Origin of the sequence: Streptomyces ochraceiscleroticus (genome assembly GCF_000720485.1) — a bacterium.
In the GTDB taxonomy this organism is placed as follows: domain Bacteria; phylum Actinomycetota; class Actinomycetes; order Streptomycetales; family Streptomycetaceae; genus Streptomyces; species Streptomyces ochraceiscleroticus.
The window spans coordinates 273529-289431 of record NZ_JOAX01000002.1; the positions used below are offsets into that span (position 1 = coordinate 273529).

12 protein-coding genes are annotated in these 15903 nt (G+C 71.1%); 4 read left to right on the forward strand and 8 right to left on the reverse strand.

Annotated elements, in window-relative coordinates:
* Positions 1–146 precede the first annotated feature (146 nt).
* Positions 147–1715: an APC family permease gene (locus tag IG84_RS0103440; RefSeq protein ID WP_031051141.1), complete on the forward strand. Its 1569-nt coding sequence runs from the start codon at positions 147–149 to the stop codon at positions 1713–1715.
* 10 nt (positions 1716–1725) lie between these two features.
* Here the strand turns inward: IG84_RS0103440 and IG84_RS0103445 are convergent, their stop codons facing one another.
* Positions 1726–3240, reverse strand: a complete 1515-nt coding sequence (locus IG84_RS0103445; protein WP_031051142.1) for a CehA/McbA family metallohydrolase — start codon at positions 3238–3240, stop codon at positions 1726–1728.
* Between the two features lie 109 nt (positions 3241–3349).
* Positions 3350–3709, reverse strand: a complete 360-nt coding sequence (locus tag IG84_RS0103450; protein WP_031051143.1) for a hypothetical protein — start codon at positions 3707–3709, stop codon at positions 3350–3352.
* 96 nt (positions 3710–3805) lie between these two features.
* Between IG84_RS0103450 and IG84_RS0103455 the strand changes: the two genes are divergently transcribed.
* On the forward strand, positions 3806–4630 hold the full coding sequence (locus IG84_RS0103455) for a TIGR03619 family F420-dependent LLM class oxidoreductase (protein WP_031051147.1): 825 nt from the start codon (positions 3806–3808) through the stop codon (positions 4628–4630).
* A 157-nt stretch (positions 4631–4787) separates the two neighbouring features.
* Positions 4788–7442: a bifunctional FO biosynthesis protein CofGH gene (locus IG84_RS0103460; protein WP_281179307.1), complete on the forward strand. Its 2655-nt coding sequence runs from the start codon at positions 4788–4790 to the stop codon at positions 7440–7442.
* Positions 7443–7519: 77 nt separating this feature from the next.
* On the opposite strand, the gene IG84_RS0103465 is transcribed toward IG84_RS0103460, so the two are convergent.
* Complete coding sequence (locus IG84_RS0103465; RefSeq protein ID WP_030261803.1) at positions 7520–7777, reverse strand: hypothetical protein; 258 nt, start codon at positions 7775–7777, stop codon at positions 7520–7522.
* A gap of 235 nt (positions 7778–8012) precedes the next feature.
* Here IG84_RS0103465 and IG84_RS0103470 point away from each other — a divergent pair, with 235 nt between their 5' ends.
* Positions 8013–9134, forward strand: coding sequence for an ADP-ribosylglycohydrolase family protein (locus tag IG84_RS0103470; RefSeq protein WP_031051150.1), 1122 nt, complete (start codon positions 8013–8015; stop codon positions 9132–9134).
* 111 nt (positions 9135–9245) lie between these two features.
* Here IG84_RS0103470 and IG84_RS0103475 read toward each other — a convergent pair whose 3' ends face one another.
* From IG84_RS0103475 to IG84_RS0103495, 5 genes are all read right to left on the reverse strand, one after another.
* Complete coding sequence (locus IG84_RS0103475; RefSeq protein ID WP_031051153.1) at positions 9246–10799, reverse strand: sodium:solute symporter family protein; 1554 nt, start codon at positions 10797–10799, stop codon at positions 9246–9248.
* Between the two features lie 383 nt (positions 10800–11182).
* A complete protein-coding gene (locus IG84_RS0103480) occupies positions 11183–12451 on the reverse strand; it encodes an aminotransferase-like domain-containing protein (protein WP_078648577.1) in 1269 nt (422 codons plus the stop codon).
* 360 nt (positions 12452–12811) lie between these two features.
* The gene (locus IG84_RS0103485; RefSeq protein ID WP_030261811.1) at positions 12812–13021 is read right to left on the reverse strand and encodes a DUF397 domain-containing protein; all 210 of its coding nucleotides are present in this window, start codon (positions 13019–13021) and stop codon (positions 12812–12814) included.
* A gap of 254 nt (positions 13022–13275) precedes the next feature.
* Positions 13276–14142 (reverse strand): helix-turn-helix domain-containing protein, encoded by an 867-nt coding sequence (locus tag IG84_RS0103490; RefSeq protein ID WP_031051160.1) that lies wholly within the window; start codon positions 14140–14142, stop codon positions 13276–13278.
* An 807-nt stretch (positions 14143–14949) separates the two neighbouring features.
* Positions 14950–15711, reverse strand: coding sequence for a GOLPH3/VPS74 family protein (locus IG84_RS0103495; RefSeq protein WP_031051163.1), 762 nt, complete (start codon positions 15709–15711; stop codon positions 14950–14952).
* Between the last annotated feature and the right edge of the window lie 192 nt (positions 15712–15903).

Here is a 15903-nt window from a genome sequence, read left to right on the forward strand (position 1 = left end):
CTATTGGACCTTGCTGTTGCGTGGCGATGCGGGCGCGGAGCCTGTCGAATGGAAGGCGTGAACGGTGATCTCCCTTCGCATGCAAGGTTCGGGCTGCGGAGTTCGATCATCCGGATACGAATACAGCAGGGCTTAACGTCCTGTTCATGGTTCAGGTAGACCCCCGGCCACCGGCCGGAGACACGGTGACGAGCGTCAACGGCGACGCATCGGGCGACACCCGCAGCAAGGGCCTCAGCGGCAACTCCGTCGGCCTGCTCGGCAGTGCCGTCATCGGTGTGTCCACCGTCGGGCCCGTCTACTGCCTGACCTCGACCCTCGGCCCCACCGTCGGCGAGGTCGGCCTCCAGATGCCCGCCGTCTTCCTCGCGGGCTTCCTGCCGATGCTGCTGGTCGCCTTCGCGTACCGCGAGCTCAACAAGGCCGTGCCGGACTGCGGTACCTCCTTCACCTGGACGGTGAAGGCGTTCGGGCCGCGCGTCGGCTGGATGTGCGGCTGGGGCCTGGTGATCGCGACGATCATCGTGCTCTCGAACCTCGCCGGCGTCGCCACCTCCTTCTTCTATCTCCTCCTCGGACAGCTCACGGGCAGCGACTCCATCGCGGCGCTGGACGACAACAAACCCGTCCACGTCCTGACCTGCCTGGCCTTCGTCGCCATCGCCACCGCGATCAGCTACCGCGGCGTGACCACCACCAAGGGCCTGCAGTACGCGCTGGTGGGCCTGCAGCTCGCCGTGCTCGTCGTCTTCGTCGCCATGGCGGTCGTGAAGGCCAGGACCGGCGACTTCGCCGGCTCCATCGACTTCCACTGGTCCTGGATGAACCCCTTCGAGGTGAAGTCCTTCGGGTCCTTCACCGCCGGACTCTCCCTCTCGATCTTCATGTTCTGGGGCTGGGACACCTGCCTCACCGTGAACGAGGAGACCTCGGGCAGCGAGAAGACCCCCGGCCGCGCCGCGATGCTGGCCATGGTCGTGCTCATCGGCTCCTACCTGACGACCGCGGTGGCCGCGCAGATGTTCTCCGGCGTCGGCACCAAGAGCCTGGGCCTGGGCAACCCCGCCACCTCCGACAACGTCTTCGCGACCCTCGCCGGGCCCGTCATGGGCTCAGCGCTCGGCGTGCTGCTCTTCGTCGCCGTGCTCGCCTCGGCCGCCGCCTCCCTGCAGACCACGTTCATCCCGGTCGCCCGCACGGTCCTCGCGATGTCCACGTACGAGGCGCTGCCCGCCTCCTTCGCCCGCATCCACCCGCGCTTCCAGTCCCCGGGCCGGGCCACCGTCGCGGCGGGCATCGCCACCGGCGTCTTCTATGCCGTGATGACCTTCCTCAGCGAGAACGTGCTCGTCGACACGATCTACGCGCTCGGCCTCATGATCTGCTTCTACTACGCGATCACGGCCTTCGCCTGCGCCTGGTACTTCCGCGTCGACCTGCGCAAATCCGCCCGCGACCTGATCTTCAAGGGCATCTTCCCGTTCCTCGGCGGCCTCCTCCTGACCGGCGTCTTCGTGAAGACCCTCATCGACATCTGGGACCCGGCCTACGGCACCGGCAGCTCCGTCTTCGGCGTCGGCTCGGTCTTCGTCATCGGCGTCGGCCTCCTCGTACTGGGACTGGTCATCATGCTGGTCATGCAACGCCGCAGCCCGGCGTTCTTCCGCGGCGAGGTGCTCACCCGCAGCACGCCGGCGTTGGTGGTGGAGGACTGAGAACCGCGGCTCAGGCCGGCCCGAGGAACACCGGATTGGTCATGGCCGCCATCGGGCCCGGCAGGCCGCCGGTGGTCGCCGGGTGGCGGACCTCGGCCCGTATGTACGCGGCGTTGTCGGGCGTGGTCTGCCAGGTGAGCGTGCCGGAGCCGGAGGACGACAGCGGTGCGGTGTACCGCGTGCCCTGGTCCGTGATGAAGGAGCCCGTGCAGCCCGGGGCGCCGGTCACCTCCAGGTGGGCGGTCGCCGGGGACGTACGGTCCACCCGGAGGCGCTCGCCGATGCCCGCGTGCTCGCCGCGCCCGCCGATGACCGAGAAGGCCAGACCGACCTCGGCCGACTCGGCGATCCAGACGCGGCCGGCCCGTATGCCGGCCAGGATCGCCTCGCGGGAGAGGTCGTCGGCGAGGACGACGGTCTGCGGGAGGCCCACGACGTCCGGGTCGCGGTGGGCGTCGCTGTGGCCGACGGCCGGGAGCCAGGCGCCGCGGCCCTGGGCGTGCGCGACCAGCGTGTTGTCCCACTCGGCGAGGGTGACCTCGTCATCGGGGGTGTACGGGCCGTTCCACACCTCCACCGCGTCGGCCTCGTTCAGCCCGAACTTCCAGTTGCAGCCGATGCACGTGGCGTGCGGATGGGCCGGGATGACCAGGCCGCCGGCCCGGCGGGCGGCGCGGGCGTACTTCCCGAAGGCGTTGTCCCGGGCGCGGTAGCGCCAGTCGAGGAAGACGCCGGGGTCGGTGCCCATCGCGACGACGTGGCCGTTGCGCGTGGTGATCTCCTCACCGGTGAGGATGAGCAGGTCGTCGCCCCACAGTCCCTCCCACGCGCCGTGCGAGGAGGTGGTGTTGTGCTCGGTCGTGGTGAGGAAGTCCAGCCCCGCGGCGCGGGCGAGCGCGGCGATCTCTGCAGGGGTGCGCTTGCCGTCGGAGTGGATGCTGTGGAGGTGGTTGTCGCCTCTGTACCAGGCCCGCCCGCGGCCCTTGGCGCGCTGCGGGGGATACACCGGCTTCGGCGTCTCGCCGGAGGCGCCGTACCGCAGGGTGACCGTGATCCCGTACCGCAGGCCCTGGGGAGCGACGGTGTACGGGCCGAGGGCGATGTGCCAGGTGCCGGGGCGGATCGGCCCCGGGAGATAGCCGGGCGTCGCGGCGTCGGAGCGGAGGAAGAACTCCGTACGGGCCCCGCCCGACCAGCCGCGGAATCCGGCGCCGCCCAGCTCCGTGCCGCGCTGGTCGAAGATGCCGATGTCGCAGGCGTTGCCGTTGGTACCCTCGGGCACGGGCGGCTTGTCGTACGTGTACGAGACGGCGATCTCGCGGACGCCGGACGGGACTTCCACGGGGACGTACACGAAGTCGGGGGCGCCGGTGGGCAGGTGGCCCCGCACCGTACGGGTCTCCTCGCGGCGGGAGCCGTCCCCGTCCGTGCGGTCCACTGCGCCGGCGAAGTTCACGGTATCGAGCGTAAGCACCCCCGCGGCCCCCGCAACAGCCGTCATCCTCAGTACGTCACGCCGCCGCATCCGTGCCCCCTGCCTCCGGACGTCCTCACTGGAACGTGCGACACCGTTGTACGCCGCCGTGACGCCGAGCGGAACGGGTGCGGGCGGGGGAGTGGCCGCGGGCGGGCGGTCAGTCGCTGCTGGCGCGGTTGCGGACGAAGTGCCAGACGAGGCCGCCTCCCCCGACGACGAGGGCGATCAACCACCAGTAGGGCACCGCGCCGCCGTGGCTGGAGCTGTTCGAGCCGCTCCAGCCGCCCGAGGAGTGGAAGCCGCCGGAGCTGCTGCCCTTGGAGCCGGTCTTGGACACGCCACCGGAGCTCGATCCGCCGCTGCTGCTACTGCTGCCGTGCGAGCCGCCCGAGAGGGACGGGGTCGCGTACGCCGCCGTGGGCGCCGCGACGACCGCGCCGATCAGCAGCATCGTGGCCAGCGCGTTCCGCGCGGCCGTGCCGCGGGCAGCCGTGTTCCGTGCCGGTGTGGCATGCATGTGAAAACCCCCGTACGTATGTGATCGGCCTCGGACAGTAGGGCATACGGTGACCGAGCGCCACGCGAGTGCCCGCCTTGCACGGAGGTGTTACGGATGCGCATCAGCACCACGATCTTTCTGACGGACGAGACGATCCGGCCGGTGCGGCTGGCCCGCGAGCTGGAACAGCGCGGGTTCGCCGGGCTGTACCTGCCCGAGCACACCCACATCCCGGCCTCCCGCGACACCCCGGCGCCGATGGGCGAGCCGCTGCCGCGCGAGTACGGCCGCACCCTCGACCCGTTCGTCGCGCTCGGCCAGGCCGCGGCCGTCACCGAGCGGCTGACGCTCGGCACGGGCATCACGCTGGTCGCCCAGCACGACCCGATCGGCCTCGCGAAGCAGGTCGCCACGCTGGACTTCCTCTCCGGCGGCCGGTTCACGCTCGGCGTCGGCTTCGGCTGGAACGTGGAGGAGGCCGCCGACCACGGGGTGGAGTGGTCCTCGCGACGGGCGCTCGCCCGGGACCGGATCGCGCTGATGCGGGCCCTGTGGGCGGACGAACCGACCGCGTACGAGGGGGCCTTCGGCTCCGTACGGGCGAGCCACGCGCACCCGAAGCCGGCGAAGGGCGCGCCGCGCATCCTGGTGGGCGGCGGGGCAGGGCCCACGCTGTTCGCGCACGCCGCGGAGTACGCGGACGGCTGGCTGCCGATCGGCGGGCGGGGGCTGACGGACGCGCTGCCGGAGCTGCGCCGGGTGTGGACCGAGGCCGGGCGCGAGGGGGAGCCGGTGGTGGTCCCGTACGGGGTGCGTCCCTCGGCCGGGAAGCTGGCGCACTTTCAGGAGCTGGGCATCGACGAGGTGGTGGTGCAGCTGCCGGCGGCGGGCGAGGGCGAGGTGCTGCGGGCGCTGGACGCGTACGCGGAGTACCTGTGAGGCGCGGGCGGCGATCCAGGGGCCCAGGGGCCGAAGAGGCGCCCGGATGTCTGCCCGACGGTAGTCGGAGGGAACCTCCGTATGGCGTGATCATCCGCACACAAAACGGTCTCCGTGGCCCGTCGGTCGCTCCGGCGCCCGCTCGTATCCTCGGAGGATGACTTCCAGCCCGCAGGGATCCGAGCAACTGCCGCAGGGACCCGAGCAGCCCCCGCAGGGAAACCGGCGCCCCGCGCCGACCGCGAACGCCATGCGCCGGGCGCTGAGGCGCGCGCGGGACGGCGTGGCGCTGGACGTGGCCGAGGCGGCCGTCCTCCTCCAGGCGCGCGGCGACGACCTGGACGATCTGTGTGCCTCCGCCGCCCGGGTACGGGACGCGGGGCTGGACGCCGCGGGCCGACCCGGCGTCATCACGTACTCCAAGAGCGTCTTCATCCCGCTCACCCGTCTGTGCCGCGACAAGTGCCACTACTGCACCTTCGCCACCGTGCCCGGCAAGCTGCGCCGCGAGGGGCACGGGATGTTCATGTCCCCGGACGAGGTCCTGGACATCGCCCGCCGCGGCGCCGAACTGGGCTGCAAGGAGGCCCTGATCACCCTCGGGGACAAGCCCGAGGACCGCTGGCCCGAGGCGCGCGAGTGGCTGGAGGCCGAGGGGTACGACGACACGCTCGCCTACGTGCGCGCGATGGCGATCCGCATCCTGGAGGAGACCGGGCTGCTGCCGCACCTGAACCCGGGCGTGATGTCCTGGACGGACTTCCAGCGGCTCAAGCCGGTCGCGCCCTCGATGGGCATGATGCTGGAGACCACCGCCGAGCGGCTGTGGAGCGAGCCCGGCGGCCCGCACTACGGGTCGCCCGACAAGGAGCCCGCCGTACGGCTGCGCGTCCTGGAGGACGCGGGCCGCAGCTCCGTGCCCTTCACCAGCGGACTGCTGATCGGCATCGGGGAGAACTACGAGGAGCGCGCGGAGTCACTGTTCGCGCTGCGCCGCGTCTCCCGTGCGTACCACGGCATCCAGGAGCTGATCATCCAGAACTTCCGCGCCAAGCCGGACACCGCGATGCGCGGCATGCCGGACGCGGAGCTGGACGACCTGGTCGCCACGGTCGCCGTCGCGCGGCACATCCTGGGCCCGTCCGCCTGCCTCCAGGCGCCGCCCAACCTGGTGGACTCCGAGTACGGGCGGCTCATCGGGGCCGGCATCGACGACTGGGGCGGTGTCTCGCCGCTCACCCCGGACCACGTCAACCCCGAGCGCCCCTGGCCCCAGATCGAGGAGCTGGCCGAGCGGTCCGCGGAGAGCGGCTTCGCGCTCAAGGAACGCCTCGCCGTCTACCCGGAGTTCGTGCTGCGCGGCGAGCCCTGGCTGGACCCGCGGCTGCTGCCGCACGTCCGGGCGCTCGCCGACCCCGAGACGGGCCTCGCGCGCGAGGACGCGGTGGTCGAGGGGCACCCCTGGCAGGAGCCGGACGAGGAGTTCTCGCTGCACGGCTCGGGCCGGACGGACCTGCACCGCACCATCGACACCGAGGGCCGCACCGGCGACCGCCGCAACGACTTCGACGAGGTCTACGGCGACTGGGAGGCGCTGCGCGAGGCGGCGGCCCCCGGAATGGTGCCCCAGCGCATCGACACCGACGTACGGGCCGCCCTGAAGCAGGCAGCCGAGGATCCGGCGAAGCTCACGGATGACGAGGCGCTGGCCCTGTTGCACGCCGACGGGCCCGCCCTGGACGCGCTCTGCGGCATCGCCGACGACCTCCGTAGGGCGACGGTCGGCGACGACGTCACGTACATCGTCACGCGCAACATCAACTTCACCAACGTCTGCTACACCGGCTGCCGGTTCTGCGCCTTCGCGCAGCGCCGCACGGACGCCGACGCGTACACCCTCTCGCTGGACCAGGTGGCCGACCGTGCCCAGCAGGCGTGGGACGTGGGCGCCACCGAGGTGTGCATGCAGGGCGGCATCCACCCGGACCTGCCCGGTACCGCGTACTTCGATATCGCGCGGGCGGTGAAGGAGCGCGTCCCGGGGATGCACGTGCACGCGTACTCGCCCATGGAGGTCGTCAACGGCGCGACCCGTACGGGGATGTCCATCCGGGAGTGGCTGACCGCCGCCAAGGAGGCGGGCCTGGACAGCATCCCCGGTACGGCCGCCGAGATCCTCGACGACGAGGTGCGCTGGGTGCTGACCAAGGGGAAGCTGCCCACCGCCACCTGGGTCGAGGTCATCAGTACGGCGCACGAACTGGGCATCCGCTCGTCCTCGACGATGATGTACGGGCACGTGGACCAGCCGCGGCACTGGCTGGGCCACCTGCGGCTGCTGGCCGACATCCAGCGGTCGGCGCTGGAGAAGGGTGTCGAGGGCTTCACGGAGTTCGTGACGCTGCCGTTCATCCACACCAATGCGCCGGTTTATCTCGCCGGCATCGCCCGGCCGGGGCCCACCTCGCGCGACAACCGGGCGGTGACCGCGATGGCGCGGCTGCTGCTGCACCCGTACATCCCGAACATCCAGACCAGCTGGGTCAAGCTCGGCACCGAGGGCGCGGCCGAGATGCTGCGCTCGGGCGCCAACGACCTGGGCGGCACGCTCATGGAGGAGACGATCTCCCGGATGGCCGGGTCGAGCTACGGCTCCTACCGGTCGGTGCGCGACCTGGTCGCCATCGCCGAGGAGGCCGGGCGTCCGGCCCGGGCGCGTACGACCACGTACGGGCCGGTGTCGGAGGAGCGCCAGGAGGCGGCGCTCCGCTCCGACGGACACCTGCCGGAGCTGCTGCCGGTACTGGAGTAGCGCACGGGGTCTCCAGGGGCCTCCGGAGCTTCTCCGGAGGCCCCGACGGGTCTCCAGAGGCCCCTGGTGACTCGTTCTCACCCCTCCCCGCTGTGCTCCGTCTCGTGCTGGAGGATGCACTGCTGCCAGCGTGCGAGGGCCTCCGCCCGGTCGCCGCCGGCGTCCTCCGCCGCGGTGATGAGCGCGTCGGCGGCCATCGCCGCGAGCCGTACGGCGATATGGCAGGTGTCGCGCTGGGGGAGCGGGCGCAGCAGCTCCACCGCCCCCTCGCTGTCCCCGGCCAGCGCGCACGCGACGACGGCCATGGTCGTGCGGTCCCACTCGTACTCGGACATGGTCGGAGCATGCCCACACCAGGGGCGGAGGATGACTCCTGCGCCGATATTGCGCAGGTGACCGGAAAGTTCCGGAAGCGATCAAAAGCCGCCTCCTGGTCGCCTCTTCGCATTCCCTTCCTGCCCATTAGTGGCCGAAACCCTGTCGATTACAGTGCCCTGCGTCAGCGAGCGTCAGAAGGGCGTCGGAAGCGGCAGCACGGGTCCAGGAGGGCACAGTGCCAGGAGGGACACAGTGAGCGCAGCGGGCGGCGGCAACGCCATCTGGGGCCGCGCCGAGCAGCAGGACTTCCGCAGCCGGGTGCGCGGCTGCCTGCTGGGCGGGGCGATCGGCGACGCGCTCGGCTCGGGCGCCGCGCACGCCTCGCTCGACGCCCTCCGCCAGGCACACGGCGCTGAGGGCCTCACGGACTACGCCGTGGTCTTCGAACAGCGCGGCGCCATCACGGACGCCACCCAGCTCACTCTCTTCACCGTCGACGGCCTCATACGGGCCCAGGTGCGCCGTGACACCGGCGCCTGGCACCCGCCCACCGACCTGTACCGCGCCTACCGGCGCTGGGCCGTCACACAGCACGACTGGGGCCCGGACGAGCGCCGTACCGACGACGGCTGGCTGGCCCGCGAGGAGTGGCTGTACGCCCGCCGCGACCCGGCCCGCGAGTGCCTCTCCGGCCTCGGTGACGGCGTCATGGGCACCCTGGACGCGCCCCGCAACCCGCAGGCCAACGGAGGCGGCGCGGTGATGCGCTCGGCCCCCTTCGGGCTGCTGGTCGGCTGGGAGCCGCAGCTCGTCTTCCAGCTCGCCGTGGAGTGCGCGGCACAGACCCACGGCCACCCCACCGGCTATCTCGCGGCCGGCGCGCTCGCCGTCATCACCCACTCCCTCGCCCGCGGCGAGGACCTCGACAGCGCTGTCCAGAAGGCGCTGGCGCACTTGGCAACCCGCCCCGGCCACGACGAGACCACCGACGCGCTCAAGCGGGCGCTGGGCGCCGTACGGCAGGGCATGCCGACCCCCGCCCGGGTCGAGGCACTGGGCGAGGGCGGACATGCCGGCAGCGCGCTGGCCATCGCCGTGTACTGCGCGCTGGTCGCCGAGGACATCCGGCACGGGCTGCTGCTCGCGGTCAACCACGGCGGCGCCTCCGACCTCACCGGCGCGATGTGCGGCAACCTCCTCGGCACGCTGCACGGCGAGACGGCGCTGCCGCCGGTCTGGCTGGTCGAGCTGGAGGGCCGCGCCACCGTCCTCCAGCTCGCCGACGACTTCGCCATGGAGATGACCCAGGGACCGGCGCTCCACGGACCCGGCAACTCGGCACCGGGATGGCTGGCGCGGTACCCGAGGGCGTGAGCCCGTAGCGCTGCTTCATGGGCCGAGCGCTGCCTTACGGGCACAGCGCTGCCCTACGGGCACAGCGGCGCCTCCCGGTTGCGGCGGCTGCGCGGGACTTCGTTGCGGCGACTACACCGGCTTCTTCTGGTCCTGCCGAGCGGACTGCCCGGGTACGGCCAGTGCCGCCGCACCGGGACCGTCGTCGTCCCCGTCGGAGTTGATCCGGGCCAGTACCGCGTCCCGCTCCGGCGTGGCCTCCGGCTTCACCAGTCCGATCAGCACGAAGAGCACCAGCGAGACGGCGACCGGCGAGACGATCTGGATCTGCAGCGAGACGTCGGCGATCCCGTAGTTCGTCAGCCAGAACGCGAACAGGCCGGCTGCCCAGGAAGTCAGCGCCGCGATCGGCCCCGACCTGCGGAAGAGCGGCAGCATACCCAGCAGGAACGGGATCGAGATCGGCCCGACGAGTCCGGCCACCCACTTGATCACGACCGAGATGATGCCGGCGAAGGCCGGCGAGTTCACCTGCGTCGCGATCGCCATCGACAGGCCGAGGAAGGCGAGGGTGGACAGCCGCGCGGCCACCAGCCCCGCCCGGTGCGACCAGTCACGTGCCTTCGCCGAGACGGCCGGCGCGATGTCCCGGGTGAACACCGCCGCGATGGCGTTGGCGTCCGACGAGCACATCGCCATCGTGTGCGAGAAGAAACCCACGATGACCAGGCCCAGCAGCCCGTGCGGCAGCAGCTGCTCGGTGAGCAGCGCGTACGAGTCCGACGCGTCCGGCTTCTCCGCCTTCACGAGCAGCGGCGCGACCCACATCGGGAAGAACAGCACCACAGGCCAGACGAACCACAGTGCGGCCGACAGCAGTGCCGAGCGCCGCGCCTCACGGGCGCTGCTCGTGGCCATGTAGCGCTGCGCCTGGTTCCACATCCCGCCGCTGTACTCGAAGGTCTTGATGAACAGGTACGCGAGCAGGAACGTCAGCGTGTACGGGCCGACCGTCGGCTGGGTGTGGGTGTCCGGCAGCCGGTCCCACACCGTCCACAGCGCGCTGACGCCGCCCAGTTCGGACAGCACGGTCACCAGCATCGCCACGCCCGCCAGCAGCTGGATCACAAACTGCCCCAGCTCGGTGAGGGCGTCCGCCCAGAGCCCGCCGACCGTGCAGTACACGGCCGTGACCACGCCCGTGATCAGGATGCCCTGGTTGAGCGACACCCCGGTGAAGACGGACAACAGGGTCGCGATCGCGGCCCACTTGGCGCCCACATCCACGATCTTCAGCAGCACGCCCGACCAGGCGAGCGCCTGCTGGGTGGGCAGGTTGTATCGGGTCTTCAGGTATTCGAGTGGCGAGGCGACGTGCAGCCGGGAGCGCAGCCGGTTCAGCCGGCCGGCGAAGAGCCTGGCCCCGATGGCGATGCCGATCGCGATGGGGAAGGACCAGGTGACGTACGAGGTGATGCCGTACTGGTAGGCGATGCCCGCGTACCCGGTGAACATCACGGCGCTGTACCCGGACATGTGGTGCGAGATGCCGGACAGCCACCAGGGCATCCGGCCACCCGCGGTGAAGAAGTCGCTCACGTTGTCGACGCGTTTGTGCGACCACACGCCGATGGCGACCATGACGCCGAAGTATCCGATGAGCACAGTCCAGTCGAGACCGTTCATGCCCCCTCCAAGGGGTCCGCCTTGTGAACGTGCAAGAACGCAAACGCACTTCGCCTCGGCGGCGCCCCCGTGCGGGAGTGGGGACTTCCGGGATTGAACCGTTGGCACGGTGCCTGGTCAAGGGGGCCCGTAGGTCACGGATGTGAACCTGGGTCACCTAACCGAACGATTTTACTTTCTCTTGACCCCACGCCTCGTTGTCGTGCCTACGACGGCGCCCGCACCATGAACGGACACTTCGCCAGGCTCAACACAGCAAATCCGCACAGAAAAAAGCACCACACGGGAGCGGGATCCCGTGCGGTGCAGGAGGGGAGGTCGTATACGGAGCCACCCGACGGTTCGTACGACGCGTCGCATGACGGGCCGTAGGCGGAAGGGCGTCAGCGAAGGGCCGCGCCCAGTCGCCGCAGACCTTCCCGGATCTCCTCCGGGGAGTGCGTCACGAAGGACAGCCGCATGGTCGCCGCGTCGGCCTGCCCTGCGAAGAACGGCGCCCCCGGGACGTACGCGACGTCGTGCTCGACCACCGACGGCAGCAGCTCCGTCGCGTCGTACCCGGCCGGCAGCTGCGCCCACACGAACATGCCGCCCGTGGGACGGTTCCAGCGCGAGCCCTCCGGGAGCGCGTCGCCCAGCCCCGCGAGCAGCGCGTCCCGCCGCTCGCGGTACGCGACCTGCACCCGGCCCAGGTGCGCGGCCAGGTCGGCGTGCGCCAGGTAGTGCGCCGTCGCTGCCTGGTCGATCGTCGAGGTGTGCAGGTCGGCGGCCTGCTTGGCGATCACGCAGGCGCGCCGCAGCGCGGCGGGCGCGCGCAGCCAGCCCAGCCGCAGCCCCGGCGCCATGATCTTGGAGAACGAGCCGAGCAGCGCCGTACGGTCCTCGGCGCCCGGGAAGGTCGCCACCCACGGCACCGGCTCGCCCTCGAAGCGCAGCTCGCCGTACGGGTCGTCCTCCACGATCCACAGCCCGCGGCGCGCCGCCACCGCACCGATCGCGGCGCGGCGCTCGGCGGGCAGCGTGCGCCCGGTCGGGTTCTGGAACGTCGGCACGGTGTACAGCAGCTTCGGCCGCTCCCGCGCGACGATCTCGTCCAGCGCCTCGGGGTCCAGCCCGTCGTCGTCGCACGGCACGGACACCACCCGGGCGCCCGCGAACGAGAAGATCTGCAGCGCCGCGAGGTAGCAGGGCGCCTCCACCACGACCGTGTCGCCCGGCTCCAGCAGCGCGGTCGACAACAGGGTGAGGCCCTGCTGCGAGCCGGTGGTGATCAGCAGGTCGTCGGGGCCGGTGGCCAGGCCGCGCGCGGTCGCCCGCCCGGCGACGATCCCGCGCAGCGCCGGGTCGCCCTCGGTGGTCGAGTACTGCAGCACCTGCTGCGGACGGTCCGCCAGTACGTGCCGGAAGGCGTCGGCGATGCCCTCCGCGTCGAACAGCTCCGGCGCCGGCAGCCCGCCGGCGAACGAGATCACCTCGGGCCGCGCGGTCAGCGCCAGGATCTCCCGCACGGGCGAGGCCCCGGTCCGCGACGCCCGCCCGGCGAGCTCCGGAACGGGCGCTGCGGTTACGGAGCCGGCGGCGAAGTCGGCGGTCGTGGCCAGGGATACGGCCGTGGAGACGGTCGTGGCAGTGGCGGATGCGGCTCCGGGCATGGTGGCTGGCTCCAATCGCTCGTCTCGCACTCACGTCGTTAACCGGCGTTAGCTGCAAGGTGCAGGGAGCTTATGTCTCCGGACGTACGGCTCGCACAGTTATCCGCATTGTGGGCACTCCTGGGTGTTCCTGCCTGCGCCAACTGCCGCCGGGCGGCGCGTCGTCGGGGAGGCGTGACGCCGGACCGGCGGGAAGGCCGAGCCCCCTCGGCCGGGACGGCGATCCAGTCGAGAGGGCTCGTTGCGGTGGTGCGGTGTGGTGAGGCGATGGAGTTGTAGAACTGTGGAGTTGTAGAGATGTGAGGCTGTGCGGATTTGGGTGCGGAATCTGAACTTCTGAGGGGCTGGACGACGGGCCGCTCAGGCCACGTCGTACGAACCGGCGCCGACCTCCGCCACGAACGTGCTCCAGGCGGCGGTGTCGAACGTCAGGCGGGGACCGTCGGGGTCCTTGGAGTCGCGCACCGCGATGGCCTCGGTCGTCGGGACGGCGATCTCCACACAGGCGCCGTTGCCACCGGAGTACGAGGACTTCGTCCAGGAAAATGCGGAATTGGGCTTGGTTGCCATGTTTACTCCGACTCACTCTGGGTTGCCGCGACTTGGCGCGGATTCGGTATGCATGACGCTACGCGCCAACATCACCGACGCCAGAGGGGTGTCACTCATTCGTATGGCATATTCCTTGATCTCTTTTCAAGGAAACCGGCCCAGGTGTACCGTGCCCACTTCCGATCCGGAATTCGCTATTCGGCCGCCTTGCGGGCCGTTTCCCGCCAGGTGAAGTCCCGCCGGGCCGGCTCATTCGCCGCCCGGCCCGCGCCTCACCTCGTGCTGTCGGCATGCCGCTTGGCGGCCTCGGCGATGAACTCCCGGCTCTGGTCGGCGTTGAGCGCCTGGGCCCGCAGATGCTCGTACATGATCGTGTACTTGTGCACGTCGTTGGTCTTCTCCAGGTACAGGTCGCTCGTGACGCCCTCGATGTAGACCACGCTGGAGTCGGCCGCGTCGTCGAACTCCAGGATTGAGAACGTCCCCGACATCCCGGCGTGCGCACCCGTGTCGTACGGCAGCACCTGGACCGTCACATGCGGCAGCTTGCTGACCTCCACGAGGTGTTCGAGCTGCTCGCGCATGATGAGGTGGCTGCCCACGACGCGACGCAGCGCGCTCTCGTCCAGCACGACCCACAGCCGCAGCGGGTTGTGCGGATCGCTGACCCGCTCCTGACGCCGCATGCGGACCTGGATGCGCTTCTCGAGCTGGTCCGGCGCCAGCTCCGGGACGGTCCCCGGGATCACCGCCTCCGCGTAGCCGGGCGTCTGCAGCAGACCCGGCACGAGCAGCGATTCGTACACCCGCAGCGAGGCGGCCTCGGTCTCCAGGCCGATGTAGACGCTGTACGGGATGTCGCCGAAGGCGTGCCACCAGCCTTGCTGGCGCGAATCCTTCGCCATCTGCATCAGCGAATCGACGATGCGGTGATCCTCGACTTCGTACACCCCGCAGAGGTCTCGGACGTCGCGCTGGCTGATGCTGCGGCGGCCGTTCTCAAGCCTGCTGATCTTCGATTGCGAGACCAGCAGCCGCTCCGCGACCTCCTCCGCGGTCATGCCCTTGAGCTCCCGGAGCCTGCGCAGCTCCTGGCCCAACCGGCGTCGCCTGACGGTGGGATTCACATTGGACGCCACGGGACGTGCACCTCCGGCTCCGGACTGCTGTTTTTTCCTGTTCAGCAGATTGCCACCACTGGTCGGCGCCGCGCTGGGAAATGGCCGGACAAGGTGGGCACGGGTACGAGACGTCCTACGGGATGCGCCGGGCCGGACGGCGCTCGCTGCGACGTACGGGCGGATACCGGGAGCGCGTACGGGCGTGTACGGGGCGTGTGCGCGAGCGCGCACGGAAGCGGAAGCGGAACCGGCGTGCGGGGTCTGGGCCGGAGGAGCCGGGGCGGGGGCCTGGAAGGCGGTGTGCGGCCCGTACGCGCCCGCTGGGGAGCCGCGGGAGCGCCGTTTGGGGCGCGGGCCGACAGGCGGTCCGGTGGGGCCGGGAAAGGGCGCAAAGGGGCGCGGGGTGGTGGGCTCGCCGTCGTCCAGAACGGCAGGTCCACCACCCCGCGCTTGGTGCGGCTCCCGGACGGGATCTGGGGACGGTGCTGCGGTGTGTTGCCGGGTGCTGCGTTACCGGCTGTTCGGCCGCCGGGTACTGCGTGTTGGCGGCCGGTTCGGCACCGGGCGCTACGTTGTCGGTACTGCGGTCGTGCGGAAGGGGTGCTGCTGCGGACGGGAGGGGTCCGGCAGGCAGTCGTCGCGCGCTGCTGCCGCGCGAACGCTGCTCGTGCCGGTGCCGCCCTGGGGTCGGCGGCGTCCTGCTGCTGTCCCGTCCTGTGAGGTGCGTCCGGTTCCTGTCCGTCCCGGTCCTGTCCGCCCCGGGAATCCGTCCGTACCGGGGCGTTGTCCGCCCGGTTCTGTCCGTACCGGGGTGCTTCCGTCCGGCTAACGGGCGCCGACGCGGGCCATGCTGCCCCGCATTGGCTGTGCCGGAACGCCTGGCGTCCCGTCCGTGGCCCGGGCGGCCGGCTGCCGGCCGGCTCCGGGGCCGGGCCCCGCTGCCGTTGCGCGCCTCGGCTGCGCCGCGACGCCGTTCTGCACGTCCATGACGGCGTGCGCGACCAGCCCGCCCATGGGGTCGTGCCGGATGAGATCCCGGAGGCGGGAGCGCGATGAACGCCCCTCGTTACCGGGGTAGAGGTGCTTGCCGAGGCCGACCGCGTGGGCCAGTGCGGCGAGCGCCGCGGTCCGCGGGTCCGGTGGTACGCCGGTGCGGATCGCGTTGTCCAGCCGGGCCCTGATTTCCCGGCTGATGGCCGTGTCCGTCGCTTGGTAGCGAGTCGTCGGCAGCACCCCGCACATCTGACCCGCCACGGCATGCACCATGCCGCACCGCTCCAGATGCGTGAGGTAGGTCTGGCGCAGCCCCAGCCGGGGCCCGCCGATCCAGTGGACCGCGCGCACCGGGCTGCCGCGCCGTCGCAGCAACTCGAGCGCCGAATCCAGTGTCGGATCTCCAGTCGGCCGTGGCATCACCACGGCGATACGATCCCCGTCAGGGGCTATCCGTCCTGCCAGAGCCAGCTCTACTAGCTGGGCCCCGGCCAGGCCGAGGTCGAGCGACTGCGGCTGCGCTGTGGTTCCCGTGGCCGGGTCCAAAGCGAGCAGCAGAAGCTCCTCCGGAATTGTTCTGCGGCTCCTGCCCATCCATGCCTCCCCGCGTGGATGAATGACAGGGTGACCCCTCTCACATTCATCTGTCGAGAGTGCCTGGGTGATTCGGCAGGGAACCGGTAGGTATGTCGTTCTCGTCTACTGCGAGGGCGACAGCCTCTGAGGGCGGGGCGCGAGCCCCGGACCGCGCGGCGGCGGCGCCGCGCTTCTCGCACACAGGACACT

What these genes read in the sequence shown, in the direction of transcription:
- IG84_RS0103460 (WP_281179307.1), top strand. Translation starts at nt 4,788, where the DNA reads ATGACTTCCAGCCCGCAGGGATCCGAGCAACTGCCGCAGGGACCCGAG.
- IG84_RS0103445 (WP_031051142.1), bottom strand. Translation starts at nt 3,240, where the DNA reads ATGCGGCGGCGTGACGTACTGAGGATGACGGCTGTTGCGGGGGCCGCG.
- IG84_RS0103485 (WP_030261811.1), bottom strand. Translation starts at nt 13,021, where the DNA reads ATGGCAACCAAGCCCAATTCCGCATTTTCCTGGACGAAGTCCTCGTAC.
- IG84_RS0103495 (WP_031051163.1), bottom strand. Translation starts at nt 15,711, where the DNA reads ATGGGCAGGAGCCGCAGAACAATTCCGGAGGAGCTTCTGCTGCTCGCT.
- IG84_RS0103455 (WP_031051147.1), top strand. Translation starts at nt 3,806, where the DNA reads ATGCGCATCAGCACCACGATCTTTCTGACGGACGAGACGATCCGGCCG.
- IG84_RS0103480 (WP_078648577.1), bottom strand. Translation starts at nt 12,451, where the DNA reads ATGCCCGGAGCCGCATCCGCCACTGCCACGACCGTCTCCACGGCCGTA.
- IG84_RS0103440 (WP_031051141.1), top strand. Translation starts at nt 147, where the DNA reads ATGGTTCAGGTAGACCCCCGGCCACCGGCCGGAGACACGGTGACGAGC.
- IG84_RS0103450 (WP_031051143.1), bottom strand. Translation starts at nt 3,709, where the DNA reads ATGCATGCCACACCGGCACGGAACACGGCTGCCCGCGGCACGGCCGCG.
- IG84_RS0103475 (WP_031051153.1), bottom strand. Translation starts at nt 10,799, where the DNA reads ATGAACGGTCTCGACTGGACTGTGCTCATCGGATACTTCGGCGTCATG.
- IG84_RS0103465 (WP_030261803.1), bottom strand. Translation starts at nt 7,777, where the DNA reads ATGTCCGAGTACGAGTGGGACCGCACGACCATGGCCGTCGTCGCGTGC.